Source organism: Actinomadura verrucosospora (genome assembly GCF_039540335.1).
In the GTDB taxonomy this organism is placed as follows: domain Bacteria; phylum Actinomycetota; class Actinomycetes; order Streptosporangiales; family Streptosporangiaceae; genus Spirillospora; species Spirillospora verrucosospora.
Window position 1 is genome coordinate 47,231 of the sequence record NZ_BAABEV010000050.1, and the last position, 13,261, is coordinate 60,491.

The following is a 13,261-nucleotide window of genomic DNA, read 5'->3' on the forward strand; positions in this document are numbered from 1 at the left end:
TTCCCATGATGCCTCCACAGACAGCCCCAAGGTCCCGTAGCGGGACGTAACCGACACTATCCGGAGAGCCGTAATGGGGGCGTAAACCGCCCTAAACGCCCTGCAAAACCTGGCGGCGTGCCGGTCAGGGCGCCAGGACGCGCAGCGCGCCGGGCATCACCCGCGCGGTGACCGGCAGGATCCCGGGGAGTTCGCCGTCCGCCCCGTACGGGAGCGTCCTGCCGGACCCGCCGGCGAGCTCGATCCGGACCTCGCGGCCGCGCAGGACCTCCACCTCGGGCCGCCGGACGTGCGTCCCGGCCTCCAGCTCCCGCATGACGGCGAAGAACAGCGTCCTCGGCGCCTTGCGGATCAGCACGACGTCGAGCAGGCCGTCGTCGACGCGCGCGCCGGGGGCGATGTGCTTGCCGAACCCGTAGTAGCCCGAGTTGGCGGCGACGACGGTGTAACCCTCCCGCCGGTACCGCTCGCCGTCCACGGTGATCAGGTAGTCGGCGTGCCGCCACGAGGCGATCGCGCGCAGCGCCCCGACGTAGTAGGCGGCCGAGCCGCGCAGGAGCCGCGTCCTGTTGGCGTTGTCGTTGGCGACCGCGTCCACGCCCGCGTAGACGCTGCCGAGCACGGCCGTCCCGTTGGCGTCGATGGCGTCCACGGCGCGCGGCTCGCCCTCCAGCAGCAGCCGGGCGAGCCGCTCCGGGTCGGACGGGACGCCGAGCTGGCGCGCGAAGTCGTTGCCCCGGCCGGCGGGGACGATCCCGAACAGGGCCCCCGTCCCGGCCAGGGCCCCGCCGACGCAGCCGACCAGGCCGTCCCCGCCGACGCCGAGCACCACCCGGCCCGCCTCGGCGGCGGCGCGGGCGGCGTCGGCGGCGTGCTCCATCCCGCGGCTGTACTCGACGTCGACCTCGGCGCCCGCGTCGCGCAGCAGCCGGGCCAGCGGGATCAGGCAGGAGGCGGACGCGCCGCCCGCCGCCGGGTTGACGATCGCGGTGAACGCGCGCACGCCGCTCACTTCCTTCCCGCGCACGGAGCTCACTCTCCTTCCGCGGGCGGGACGAGGACGCCCGGGTTGAGGATCCCGGCGGGATCGACCCTCTCCTTGACGGCGCGCAGCACGGCGGCGCCGAGCGGCCCGATCTCCCGGGCGTACCAGTCGCGGTGGTCGGTGCCCACCCCGTGGTGGTGGCTGATCGTCCCGCCGGCGGCGAGGATCGCGTCGCAGGCCGCGCGCTTGGCGGCGGCCCAGTGCCCGACGGGCTCCTCGCCCTGCGCGGACACGACCGTGAAGTAGAGGGACGCGCCCGTCGGATACACGTGCGAGATGTGGCACATCACCAGCGGCGGCGTCCCGGCGCCCGACAGCGTTCCGATCAGGGCCTGCCGGACGGCCTCGTACAGCGCGGGGACGTCCGACCAGAAGGCGGCGGTCTCCAGCGTCTCGACGATGGCGCCGGCGTCCAGGAGGGAGTCGCGCAGGTAGGGGGCGTCGAAGCGGCCGCGCTCCCACTTCTCCCCCGGCCCGGCGCCGAGCGGCTCGCCGCCGGCCTCGCGCAGCACCCGCGCGGCCCCGGCCCGCCGGTCGGCGACGAGCTCGGACGTCCCCTCGAAGCCCAGGACGGCCAGGGCCCCGGCGGCGGAGGAGCCCTCGCCGATCGCCGCGGGGTCGGCCAGCCCGACCATGGTCTCGGTCTCGTCGGACAGCCGCAGGACCGCGGGGAGGGGGCCGTCCTGGGCGAGGCGCCGCAGCGCGGCGGCGCCCTCGTCGAAGGAGGCGAACCGCCAGCCCTCGTACTCCCGGGCCTCCGGGACGGGATGCACCCGCACCCGCACGGAGGTGATCACGCCGAGCGCGCCCTCCGAGCCGAGGAGGAGCTGCCGCAGGTCGGGCCCGGCCGCCGACTTCGGCGCCCGCCCGAGGTCGAGCGTCCCCTCGGGGGTGGCCGCGGTGAGGCCGACGACCATGTCGTCGAACCGCCCGTACCCGGCGGACGCCTGCCCGCTCGACCGCGCCGCCGCGAACCCGCCGATCGACGCCCACTCGTAGGACTGCGGGAAGTGCCCGAGCGTGTAGCCGCGCTCGTTGAGCAGCGCCTCGGCCGCCGGGGCGCGCAGGCCGGGCTGCAGGACGGCCGTCCGGGAGACCTCGTCGAGCTCGACGAGCCGGTCCATGCGGCGCAGGTCGAGGGCGACGAAGGCGTCCGCGCCCCGCGGCGCCAGCCCGCCGACGACCGAGGTGCCGCCGCCGAACGGGACGACCGCGACGCGCCGCCCGGCGCACGCCTCCAGCACCGCGAGCACCTCGTCGTGGTCGCCGGGCAGGACCACCGCGTCCGGCGCGTCGGCGGCGTCGCCGGCGCGGATGCGCAGCAGGTCGGGCGTGGACTTGCCGCGCGTGTGGCGGAGCCGCGCCTCGGTGTCGGCGCGCACGTTGCCCTCCCCCACGACGGCGGCGAGCGCGGTCAGGTCGTCCCCGGACAGCCGGGGCTCGGCGAGCCGGACGCCGGCCGGCTCGGCCGGCGGCCCCGCGGCGGGCCGCACGCCGAGCAGGTCGCGCAGCAGGCCGACCATCGGCTCGGGCAGCGGCGCCGCCTTCGCCGGGTCGCCCCAGCCGCTCCACAGCATGTCGCGCGTCTCCACGCCCGCCTCCCTCGCCGCCCCGCCCGTCTGGTGGCTTACACTGTGACACATGACGTCGAATCGTCACAACAGGACGGCGGCACGGACCGCCGACGACACCGTGCTGGACGCCGCCCGCGACTGCGTGCTCGCGGTCGGGGTGCGGCGCACGACGCTGACCGACATCGCGCGGCGGGCCGGCGTCTCGCGCATGACGCTCTACCGGCGCTGGCCGGACGTCCGCACCATCGTCGCCGACCTGATGACCCGCGAGTGGACCGCGATCGGCGACGCGCTGTCGCCCCCCGACGACGGCCGCCCCGTCCGGCCCAGGCTGGTGGACGGCCTGGTCACCGGCGTCCGGACGTTCCGCGACCACCCGCTGCTCCGCAAGATCATCGAGGTCGACCCCGAGCTGCTGCTGCCCTACCTGCTGGACCGCTGCGGCGCCAGCCAGCGGGCCTTCCTCGCGGGGTTCGAGGAGTCGATCTCCGCCGGCCAGCGCGACGGCACGATCCGGGCCGGCGTCCCCGCGCTCCAGGCCCGCGCGCTCCTGCTGGTCGTCCAGTCGTTCGGGCTCTCCGCGCAGATCATGATCGACGCGCTGGAGCCCGGAATCGACGCCGACGCCCTCGACGCCGAACTCCGCCACATCCTGGAGAGGACGCTCGCACCGTGAACGCAGCCGGACCCGATCCCCGGACCTCGCTCAACGCCGCACGCCGGGAGCGCGAGCTCGCCGAACTCCCCGGCGAGGTGGTGGACGTGCTGGTCGTCGGCCTCGGCGCCACCGGGGCGGGCGCCGCGCTGGACGCCGCGTCCCGCGGCCTGTCCGTCGCCGCGGTCGACGCCCGCGACCTGGCGTTCGGCACGTCGCGCTGGAGCTCCAAGCTGATCCACGGCGGGCTGCGCTACCTGGCGTCCGGCCAGGTGGACGTGGCGCACGAGAGCGCGGTCGAACGCGGCGCGCTGATGCTGCGCACCGCCCCGCACCTCGTGCGGGCGCTTCCGTTCGTGCTGCCGCTGACCCCGCTGGTGTCCCGCTCGCAGGCGCTGCTGGCCGGCGGCGGCATGCGCGCCGGGGACCTGCTGCGGCTCGCCGCCCGCACCCCGCGGTCGGTCCTGCCCGGCCCCCGGCGGCTGTCGGCGGTCGAGACGCTCCGGCTCGCGCCCGCCCTGCGCCCCCACGGGCTGCGCGGCGGGCTGCTGTCGTGGGACGGGCAGCTCGCCGACGACGCCCGCCTCGTCACCGCGCTCGCCCGGACCGCCGCCGGGCACGGCGCCCGGATCCTCACCCGCTGCCGCGCGGTCGAGCTGACCGGCGACGGCGCCCTCGTCCGGGACGAGCTCACCGGGCACGAGACCACCGTGCGGGCGCGTGCGGTGGTGAACGCGGCCGGGGTGTGGGCGGGCGGCCTGGTGGACGGGGTGCGGCTGCGCCCGTCCCGCGGCACCCACCTGGTGCTGCGGGCCGAGGCGCTGCGCGGGCTCACCGCCGCGATGCACGTCCCCATCCCCGGGGCGGGCAACCGGTTCGTGCTGGTGCTCCCGCAGGGCGACGGCCGCGTCTACGTCGGTCTCACCGACGAGCCGGCGGACGGGCCCGTCCCGGACGTGCCGGAGCCGACCGAGGGCGAGATCGGCTTCCTGCTCGACGTCCTGGACTCGGCGCTGGACGTCCCGGTGCGGCGCGCCGACGTGGCCGGCGCGTACGCCGGGCTGCGTCCCCTGCTCGACCTCGGTGGCGGGGGCGACACCGCCGACATCTCCCGCCGGCACGCCGTCCTGACGTCGCGGGACGGCGTCGTGACGATCGTCGGCGGCAAGCTGACCACCTACCGGCGCATGGCCGAGGACGCCGTGGACGCGGTCGTGCGCGCCCGCGGCCTCACCGCCGGTCCCTGCCGCACCTCGCGGCTGCCCCTCGTCGGCGCGGCTCCGCGCGCCCGGCTGGACGCGCTGGACGCGCCCGCCCGGCTCGTCCAGCGGTACGGCGCCGAGGCGCCGCTGCTGGCCGCGCTCGGCGGGCGGGACGCGGGGCTGCTGGAGCCGGTCGTCCCCGGGCTGCCGGTGACCGGCGCGGAGCTGGCCTGGGGAGTGCTGCACGAGGGCGCCCTCGACGCGGGCGACCTTCTGGACCGGCGCACTCGGATCGGGCTCGTGGCGAGCGACCGGGAGGCCGCCCTGCCCGCGGCGGAAGCGGTGCTCGCCACCCCGCTGGTTTGACCGTCGCGCCTTAGGTTACCCTTACCTAATCGATTTCAGCTCGACGGGGACGAACGATCGGCGGGGGGACTGCGTGACGCGCGGCAGAAGCTGCGGACACTGCCCGGGGAGCCACACCGGCGAGCGGCCGTGCCTGGCGACCGCCACCGTGAAGGCGGGCGCCTGGCTGCTCGTCGAGCACCCCGGCCCCTGGCCCGAACGCGTCGAGGACCTCGCCGGCCCGGGAGCGGTCGCCGACGCCGTGCGGGCGGCGAAGAAGGCGGGCGTCCGGCCGCAGCTGATCCGCCGGCCGGGCCGCCGCCGCGCCACCCCGCCCGTCCAGGTCTACGCCGGGTTCTCCCGCGGGGGCGAGGCCTGGATCGAGGGGCGCGAGCTGGCCGACCCGGCCGAGCTGGCGGCGCTCGACCTGGACGCGCTCGCGAGGGGCCGGTCGCCGGGCCTCGGGGAGCGGGTGGCCGAGCCGGTCCTGCTGGTCTGCACGCACGGGCGCCGCAACGCCTGCTGCGCCCGCACCGGGGCACCGCTGGCCCGTTCTCTCGCGACGCGTTTCGATCGCCTCATCTGGGAAACCACCCATGTCGGCGGTGACCGATTTGCGGCGAATTTGGTATGTCTTCCCCACGGATTCTCGTACGGCGACCTCAGCGAAGCGGAGGCGAACGCGGCGGCGGACGCCTACCTGCGGGGCGAGGTCGTCCTCCCCAGGCTGCGCGGACGGGCGGGAGCCCCGGAGCCCGCGCAGGCGGCGGAGCACTTCGTCCGCGCGCACACGGGACGGCTCGGGGTGGACGAGGTGAGCGTGGCGTCGATCACCGCGATCCCCGGAACAACCCGGCACGAAGCGGTTGTTCTTCTGACGCGGAGCCGTTACCGGGTGGTCGTCGAAGCCGTCCGGCAACCCGACCCGTGCGGGACCGACTGCGGGGAGAACCAGAGAACCTACGTTGTTAGGGAACTCACCCTTCTCAACGAGGCGGCCCTCGTGTAATCTCTCTGAGGCCCCATTCGAGGGCTTCCCTGTCGCACGTCCCCAGGTTTCCGGAGTAACCGGACGGGGAACAGAGCGGCAACTCCAGACGTTGGAACATTCGGCGCTTCTCTGACTCTTGTCATCCGAAGTACGTCGAGCGTCCATGTCCTGAATTTGTTCGAAACCAATCAAGGTGGGTGTTCCATGGCTCAGGTACGTCGGCAGGCAAACCTCCCTCGTCCCAGCTGGGGCTGGCAGGACGCCGCGGCGTGCCGGGGGGAAGACCTCGTCCTCTTCTTCGGCCCCGACGGCGAGCGCCAGCCCGAGCGCGAGATCCGCGAGCGCAAGGCCAAGCAGATCTGCATGGGCTGCCCGGTCCGTACGGACTGCCTGGACTACGCGGTGTCCCGGCCCGAGAAGTACGGCACCTGGGGCGGCCTGAACGAGGACGAGCGCGCGTCCGAGCGCCGTCGCCGCATGCGTCGCGCCAACGCCGCCTGAACGAAGGCACAGGCCGCCGAAACGCTCCCATCGCGATCCCCGGCACGCCACCTAAAACGTCACGGCCCCGCCCCGCGGGGCCGTTTGCGTTGCCCGGGCCCGGTCCATCGCGACCGGGCCCGGGTTCTTCGTCACATCTGCGTCACAACCCGGTCACGTCGTTCACGACATTCCGGCGGGACGCCCTTTTACCGCACCGGCCCCGCCGATGTGGCCATTTCCCGAAAATTCCCGGACGCCATTCAGTCCCGGCCTCCGGCGGCCCGGACCCGGCTCCACGCGTCACTCCCGGCCCGGGTCCCCGGGCCCGCCCCGGGACTCGCCGCCCGGCGGCGCGGCACGCCGCAGCCAGGCCGTCACGTCGGCGTCGCTGAGCTGTTCGAAGTCGCGGTACCACTGCCCCACGGCGTGGAAGTCCCAGGGCGCGACCGGCACGACCAGGTCGTCCACCTCCGCCTCCAGGCTCCGGACGGTCTCGGCGGCGCCCACCGGCACCGCGAGGACCAGCCGGGACGGTCCGCGCCCGCGCACCGCCCGCACGGCCGCGCGGGCGGTGCCGCCGGTGGCGAGCCCGTCGTCCACCACGATCACCGGCCTCCCGGCGACCGGCGGCAGCGGGCGGCCGCTCCGGTAGACCGCCACCCGGCGGTCCAGCTCGGCGCGCTCGGCCTCCACCGTGGGGGCCAGGTCGTCCTCGCGGAGCCCGAGGCGCGCCAGCAGGCCGTCGTCGAACACCGGGGCGCCGCCCTCGGCGATCGCGCCGACGCCGAGCTCCGGCTGCGGCGGGTATCCGATCTTGCGGGTCACCAGCACGTCGAGCGGCGCCCGGAGGTGCCGCGCGATCTCGTGGCCGACGGGGACGCCGCCGCGCGGCAGCGCGAGGACCACGGCCCCCTCCAGCCCCATCGTGGCGAGCCGTGCCGCGAGCACCCGGCCCGCCTCGGCGCGGTCGGTGTAGGGGAGCCGGACGGTTCCGGACCGCCCCCGGGCGCCTCCGCCCGCGAACCTGTTCCAGGGCATCGGGCGCACCCCCTTCCGGGGGTCCCCTACCCACTCAGGAACCGGTGAGCCACCGCAGGGGGTTGTCGTGCAGGATCGCGCGGAGGGTCGCCTCGTCGGCGCCGGCGGCGCGCAGCGCGGGCAGGAACGTCTCGAACAGGTACCCGAACCCGGCGCCGCCGTAGCGGGCGACCTGGGACATCCGCGCGACCCCGGTGCTCAGCAGCACCCGGTCGGCGTGCCCGGCGTCCAGCAGGTCCAGGACGCGGCGGACGCGGGCGCCGACGGCGGCGGCGTCCTCCCCCGCGAGGCCGAGCGTGCCGAACGAGACGTAGCCGCCGGACTCGGCGATCTTGCGGTGCTGGGCGGGGTCGTCCACCCGGTCCTGCTGCCCCACCGCCACGCGCCCGGGAGGCAGCCCCGCGGAGGTGAGAATCTCCAGTTGGGCGAGGCCCGCGCGCCCGTAGGTCGCGACCGGCAGCCCGGAGTAGCGGGCGGCCTGGGCGGCGGCGCGCAGGCACAGCTCCTCGGTCTCGGTCGGGGCCTCCCCCCAGGCGCCGATCTCGCCGATGACCCCGGGCAGCGAGTTCGTGCCGTCCATGCCGAAGCCGACCTCGGCGAGCAGCCGCTCCGCGAGCCGGTCGACCGCCGAATCGCCCGGGCACCCGCCCTCGCGGCCGGTCTCGAAGCCGGGGACCGCGGGGGACGCCCCGCCGGCGAGGACCTCGCGGACGAACGCGGGGTGGAACGGCTCGGTGAACACGCCCGTCCCGGCCACCACGGCGACCCGGGCGCCGGCGCTGATGCGGGCGAGCGCGGCGGCGTTGCGTCCCATGCCCGAGCAGGTGAGGTCGACGACGAGGCCGAGGCCGTGGTCCTTGCGCAGGGCGTTCAGCTCCCGCTGGACGGCCTTCTCCTCGTCCAGCCACCGGTTCGGGTCGGAGGTGGCGAGCTGGGGGCGCGCCGGCCAGCGCAGGTCCAGCTGGAGGTGCTCGTGGGAGAGCACAGGCCCGGTGATGTCGGACGTCGCGATCGTGCCGGTCACGGTCCGCAGCCGGCCGGGCTCCTCACGGGGGGTCATGTCACGCGAGGTTACGACATGTTTGCCCTTATCAGGACCTCATTCGGGGTGGTTTTTACCCGTCGCTCCCTGGTCCCGCGGCACCTGGTCGGCCTGTGCCTCCAGCGCGGCGCGGATCCGGGCGGTGTCCCCGCTCGGCCACAGCCGGTCGATCTCGGCGTTCAGGGCCGCCCCGATCAGCACCGCGAGCGCCGCCACGTACAGCCAGGCCAGCAGCGCGATCGCGGCGGCCAGCGAGCCGTAGACCGACACCCCGCTCAGCGAGCCGGCCAGGTAGATCCGCAGGACGAAGCTGCCCACGATCCAGATCAGCAGCGCGAGCGCCGCGCCGGGCGTCTGGCGCCACCAGGACGTCCGCACCGGGACGCTCATGTGATAGAGCAGCGAGAGGAAGATGATCGACAGGCTCACCACGACCGGCCAGTACAGCGCCTGGACGGCCTCGGTGCTCTCCGGCAGCGCCTGGCGGACCAGCGCGGGCCCGGCCACGATCATCGGGACCACGACGATCAGGGTCAGCAGCCCGATGAGGTAGAGCACGAACGCGCGCACCCGGGTGCGGATCACTCCCCGCACGCCCGACAGCCCGTAGGCGATCGTGATCGTGTCGACGTAGACGTTCGTCGCCCGCGACCCCGCCCACAGCGAGATCAGGAAGCTGACCGACACGATGTCGGGGCTGCCGCCCCGGATCACGTCGTCGATGAGCGGGACGACGACCGTCTTGACGGTCGGGCCGGTCAGCACCGTCTGGGCGTGCTCGATCACCCAGGAGCGCACCTCGGCGATCGTCTCCGAGCCGAACAGGCCGCGCAGGTGGCCCATCGTGCCGATGAGCCCGATGACGAGGGGCGGCATCGACAGCAGGGCGAAGAACGCCGCCTCCGCCGCCAGCCCGGTGACGCGGTAGCGGAACCCGCCGATCGCGGTGCCCTTGATCAGCGTCCAGGCGATCCCCGCGGCGGCCCGCGCGTCGGCGTGCACGCGTGAGGCCAGGCGGTCCCGCCGGCGTTGCCGGGGACCCCCCGGGTCCTTCCCGGAGGGCGGATCCCCAGCCCGGGAGGCGCCCGCTGCGTCGGAGACGGTGGTCACACCGCCCCACCGTAGAGGGTTGCGCGCCCGGAACATGCCGCATCGCCCACTTCACTGGTCCGCTCCGCGCGTGGCGTGCCGATCGCCTCCCCCGCCCGGTCGTCCCGCGGGCCCGCCGCCCGTTCCCCGCACATCCCTTGCCCCATACCCGTTATGACGGCACAGAACGTTTCCCGGACCATGATCATCCGCACTGGACCTCGGCGAACCGGGCATTTGCCTTCATGGGTGACAATGGAGACATGATCTGCCCGTCGTGCCGCGAGCGCCACCACGATGAGTGCCGTGGCGGATCCTGGTGCGACTGCCAGCACCGGCCCGGGTCCGCGGCCCCCGCGTCCGGTGCGCCCGCCGCCGGGCGCCGCCCCGGCTCCGCGGCCGGTGAGAAGGCCGAGCCTCCGGTGAACTGGAGGCGGCAGGGATGACGCATCTCACGCGTCCGCATGCCGGACGTAACTGGACAGTCCGCGAGACGGCATGTCAGAGTTCAGGTATGAGCGCCGCGGACCCGCTGCTGGCCAAGCGCCGGCACGTCGACTTCCTCCGCGTCCGCAGCGCGATCTGTAGGTGACGCTCCGACCACGCCCCTGTACAGCCGGGCGCGTGGCGCATCGGCGTCACCTTTGACTTCATCCTGCTCAGCGTCGAGCCGGCTGCCTCAGAGCGCCGGTGCGCTACGCGTCCCTCACGACCACAGATGAGGACGCGCACCGTGCCACCCGCGACCACACGCAAGAAGGCCGAGGGCCAGTGGGCCCTCGGCTACCGCGAACCGCTCAACAAGAACGAAGAGAACAAGAAGAACGACGACGGCCTGAACGTCCGCCGCCGGATCATCGACATCTACTCCAAGAGCGGTTTCGACTCCATCGACCCCGCCGACCTGCGCGGCCGGTTCCGCTGGATGGGCCTGTACACCCAGCGCAAGCCGGGCATCGACGGCGGCCGGACCGGCGCGCTGGAGGACGAGGAGCTCGAGGACCGCTACTTCATGATGCGGGTGCGCATCGACGGCGGCCAGCTGAGCGGCCCGCAGCTGCGCACGATCGCGGACGTCTCCACCCGCTACGCCCGCGGCACCGCCGACATCACCGACCGCCAGAACGTCCAGCTGCACTGGGTGCGGATCGAGGACGTCCCGGCGATCTGGGAGGCCCTGGAGGCGGTGGGGCTGCACACCACGGAGGCGTGCGGCGACGTCCCGCGCGTGATCATCGGCTGTCCGCTGGCCGGGATCGCGGCCGACGAGGTGGTGGACGCGACGCCGCAGCTGCGCGAGATCCACGACCACTACATCGGCTCCCCGGAGTTCTCCAACCTGCCGCGCAAGTTCAAGACGGCGATGTCGGGCTGCACGTCGCACTGCACCGTCCACGAGATCAACGACATCGCGTTCACGGGCGTGGTGAACGAGGCCGGCGAGACCGGCTACCAGGTGTTCGTCGGCGGCGGGCTGTCCACCAACCCGATGTTCGCGCAGAGCCTCGGCGTGTTCGTCAAGCCCGAGCAGGCCCGCGAGGTGTGGCACGGGGTCACCTCGATCTTCCGCGACTACGGCTACCGGCGGCTGCGCAGCCGCGCCCGGCTGAAGTTCCTGATGAAGGACTGGGGCGCCGCGAAGTTCCGCGAGGTGCTGGAGAAGGAGTACCTCGGGTACGCGCTGCCGGACGGCCCCGAGCCCGCCGCGCCGCTCGCCCGCCGCGACCACGTCGGGATCCACCCGCAGAAGGACGGCGCCTACTACGTCGGGTTCGCGCCCCGGGTCGGACGCGTGGACGGCGAGCTGCTCGGCGTCATCGGCGACCTCGCCGAGCGCTACGGCTCCGGCCGGGTCCGCACGACCAACGAGCAGAAGATGGTCATCCTGGACGTCCCGGAGCAGCACACCGAGGCGCTCGCCGACGAGCTGGCGAAGCACGACCTGCAGGTGCGGCCGTCCACGTTCCGCCGCCAGACGATGGCGTGCACGGGCATCGAGTACTGCAAGCTCGCCATCGTCGACACCAAGCAGCGCGCCATGGACCTGATCGACGAGCTGGAGAAGCGGCTGCCCGACTTCGACCAGCCGCTGTCGATCAACGTCAACGGCTGCCCGAACGCGTGCGCCCGCATCCAGGTCGCCGACATCGGGCTGAAGGGCCAGCTCGTCGTGGACGACGACGGCGAGCAGGTCGAGGGCTTCCAGATCCACCTCGGGGGGCGGCTCGGCGCGTCGTTCGGCAAGAAGGTCCGCGGGCTGAAGACCACCTCGGCCGGGCTCACCGACTACGTCGAGCGCGTCGTGCGCAGGTTCGACGAGCAGCGCACCGGCGCGGAGACCTTCGCCGAATGGGTGCACCGCGCCGACGAGGCGGACCTCAAGTGAGGGGGGCGGGTCGCGCATGAGCGAGCGGATGGCGCCGTTCCACTGCCCCTACTGCGGCGAGGAGAGCCTCGAACCCCGGGACGAGAACCCCGGGGCCTGGTTCTGCCCCGACTGCCTGCGTTCCTTCAGCCTGAAGTTCCTCGGTGTCGGTGCTCCCCGCACCGCGAGCAAGGAGGTCCCCCAGTGACCCTGCTGGAGACCGACAGACCCACCCTCGACCTTCAGGACATCGTCGAGTCGGCCGCCGCCGCGCTGGAGGGCGCTCCCACGCTGGAGGTCATCCGGTGGGCGGTCGCCACGTTCGGCGACCGCATCTGCCTCACGTCGTCCATGTCGGACGCGGCCCTGATCCACCTCGTGTCGAAGGTGAAGCCCGGAATCGACGTGCTGTTCGTCGACACCGGCTACCACTTCGCCGAGACGATCGGGACGCGCGACGCCGTCGAGGCCGTCTACCCGGTGAACGTCATCGACGTCACCCCGTCCCGGACGGTGGAGGAGCAGGAGGCCGCGCTCGGCCCGCGCCTGTACGGCCGCAACCCCGACCTGTGCTGCCACCTGCGGAAGGTGGAGCCGCTCGGCCGCGCGCTGGAGGGCTACATGGCCTGGTTCAGCGGCATCCGCCGCGACGAGACCGCCAGCCGCCGCGACCGCAGGGTCGTCGAGTGGGACCGCAAGCGCGGCATGGTCAAGGTGAACCCGATCCTGGGGTGGACCCAGGAGGACATGGACAACTACATCGAGGACAACGGCGTGCTGGTCAACCCGCTGCACTACGACGGCTACCCCTCGATCGGCTGCGCTCCGTGCACCCGTCCGGTCGCGCCCGGCGAGGACCCGCGCAGCGGCCGGTGGGCCGGGATGGGCAAGACCGAGTGCGGCATCCACCTGTGAGCGTCCCCATGGTCGCGGTGGCGCACGGGAGCAGGGACCCCCGCGCCGCCGCGACCGTCGCCGCGCTGCTCGGCGCCGTCCGGGCGCGCCGCCCGGACATGCCCGTGCACGCCTCGTTCCTGGACCACGCGCCGCCCGCCCCCGACCGGGTGCTGGACGGCCTGGCCGGGGACGGCGTCGACGAGACGGTCGTGCTGCCCCTGCTGCTCACCGCGGCCTACCACAGCAGGACCGACATCCCGGGCGTGCTGAACCGGGTGCAGGGCCGGCACCCGCGGCTCGTCCTGCGCACGGCGGGCACGCTGGGCCCGCACCCGCTTCTGCTGGACGCCCTGGAGCGGCGCCTGGCCGAAGCGGGCGTGGCGCCCGGCGACCCGGACACGGCGGTCGTGCTCGCCTCGGCGGGCTCCGACGACGCGTCCGCCAACGACGTGATGGCGCGGCTGGCGCGGCGGTGGCGCGCGCGCGGCTGGCGGGACGTGGTGCCGGCGTACGCGACGGCGGCCCGCCCGGCGCC

The 13,261-nt window shown here is 74.3% G+C and carries 13 protein-coding genes; 8 read left to right on the forward strand and 5 right to left on the reverse strand.

Translation table 11 applies throughout. The features are described 5' to 3' along the window. Window positions 1-124: 124 nt before the first annotated feature. A complete protein-coding gene (locus tag ABD944_RS35920) occupies window positions 125-1,027 on the reverse strand; it encodes a diacylglycerol kinase family protein (RefSeq protein ID WP_345184644.1) in 903 nt (300 codons plus the stop codon). Window positions 1,028-1,032: 5 nt separating this feature from the next. Next, entirely contained in the window at window positions 1,033-2,622 is a 1,590-nt protein-coding gene (locus tag ABD944_RS35925; RefSeq protein WP_345184671.1) for an FAD-binding oxidoreductase, read from the reverse strand. 64 nt (window positions 2,623-2,686) lie between these two features. On the opposite strand from ABD944_RS35925, the gene ABD944_RS35930 reads away from it, so the two are divergent. From ABD944_RS35930 to ABD944_RS35945, 4 genes are all read left to right on the forward strand, one after another. After that, the gene (locus tag ABD944_RS35930; protein ID WP_345184646.1) at window positions 2,687-3,295 is read left to right on the forward strand and encodes a TetR/AcrR family transcriptional regulator; all 609 of its coding nucleotides are present in this window, start codon (window positions 2,687-2,689) and stop codon (window positions 3,293-3,295) included. After that, complete coding sequence (locus tag ABD944_RS35935) at window positions 3,292-4,842, forward strand: glycerol-3-phosphate dehydrogenase/oxidase (protein WP_345184648.1); 1,551 nt, start codon at window positions 3,292-3,294, stop codon at window positions 4,840-4,842. The genes ABD944_RS35930 and ABD944_RS35935 overlap by 4 nt, the downstream gene beginning before the upstream one ends. 73 nt (window positions 4,843-4,915) lie before the next feature. Beyond that, a complete protein-coding gene (locus ABD944_RS35940) occupies window positions 4,916-5,830 on the forward strand; it encodes a ferredoxin family protein (protein WP_345184651.1) in 915 nt (304 codons plus the stop codon). Between the two features lie 186 nt (window positions 5,831-6,016). Further along, window positions 6,017-6,313, forward strand: coding sequence for a WhiB family transcriptional regulator (locus ABD944_RS35945; RefSeq protein WP_075901375.1), 297 nt, complete (start codon window positions 6,017-6,019; stop codon window positions 6,311-6,313). Window positions 6,314-6,595: 282 nt separating this feature from the next. On the opposite strand, the gene ABD944_RS35950 is transcribed toward ABD944_RS35945, so the two are convergent. The 3 genes from ABD944_RS35950 to ABD944_RS35960 are packed head-to-tail and all read right to left on the reverse strand — an operon-like array spanning window position 6,596 to window position 9,377. After that, the gene (locus tag ABD944_RS35950; RefSeq protein ID WP_345184653.1) at window positions 6,596-7,333 is read right to left on the reverse strand and encodes a phosphoribosyltransferase; all 738 of its coding nucleotides are present in this window, start codon (window positions 7,331-7,333) and stop codon (window positions 6,596-6,598) included. Between the two features lie 34 nt (window positions 7,334-7,367). Then, window positions 7,368-8,393, reverse strand: coding sequence for a phosphotriesterase family protein (locus tag ABD944_RS35955; protein ID WP_345184655.1), 1,026 nt, complete (start codon window positions 8,391-8,393; stop codon window positions 7,368-7,370). 39 nt (window positions 8,394-8,432) lie between these two features. Next, a complete protein-coding gene (locus ABD944_RS35960; protein WP_345184657.1) occupies window positions 8,433-9,377 on the reverse strand; it encodes a YihY/virulence factor BrkB family protein in 945 nt (314 codons plus the stop codon). Between the two features lie 805 nt (window positions 9,378-10,182). Here ABD944_RS35960 and ABD944_RS35965 point away from each other — a divergent pair. From ABD944_RS35965 to ABD944_RS35980, 4 genes are all read left to right on the forward strand, one after another. Continuing rightward, entirely contained in the window at window positions 10,183-11,850 is a 1,668-nt protein-coding gene (locus tag ABD944_RS35965; RefSeq protein ID WP_378189011.1) for a nitrite/sulfite reductase, read from the forward strand. A 16-nt stretch (window positions 11,851-11,866) separates the two neighbouring features. Further along, on the forward strand, window positions 11,867-12,037 hold the full coding sequence (locus ABD944_RS35970; protein WP_345184662.1) for an Insertion element protein: 171 nt from the start codon (window positions 11,867-11,869) through the stop codon (window positions 12,035-12,037). Continuing rightward, on the forward strand, window positions 12,034-12,744 hold the full coding sequence (locus ABD944_RS35975) for a phosphoadenylyl-sulfate reductase (RefSeq protein WP_345184664.1): 711 nt from the start codon (window positions 12,034-12,036) through the stop codon (window positions 12,742-12,744). The genes ABD944_RS35970 and ABD944_RS35975 overlap by 4 nt, the downstream gene beginning before the upstream one ends. Further along, window positions 12,741-13,261, forward strand: a 521-nt coding sequence (locus tag ABD944_RS35980; protein ID WP_345184667.1) for a sirohydrochlorin chelatase, incomplete at its 3' end; no start/stop codon positions are given. The genes ABD944_RS35975 and ABD944_RS35980, both read left to right, overlap by 4 nt.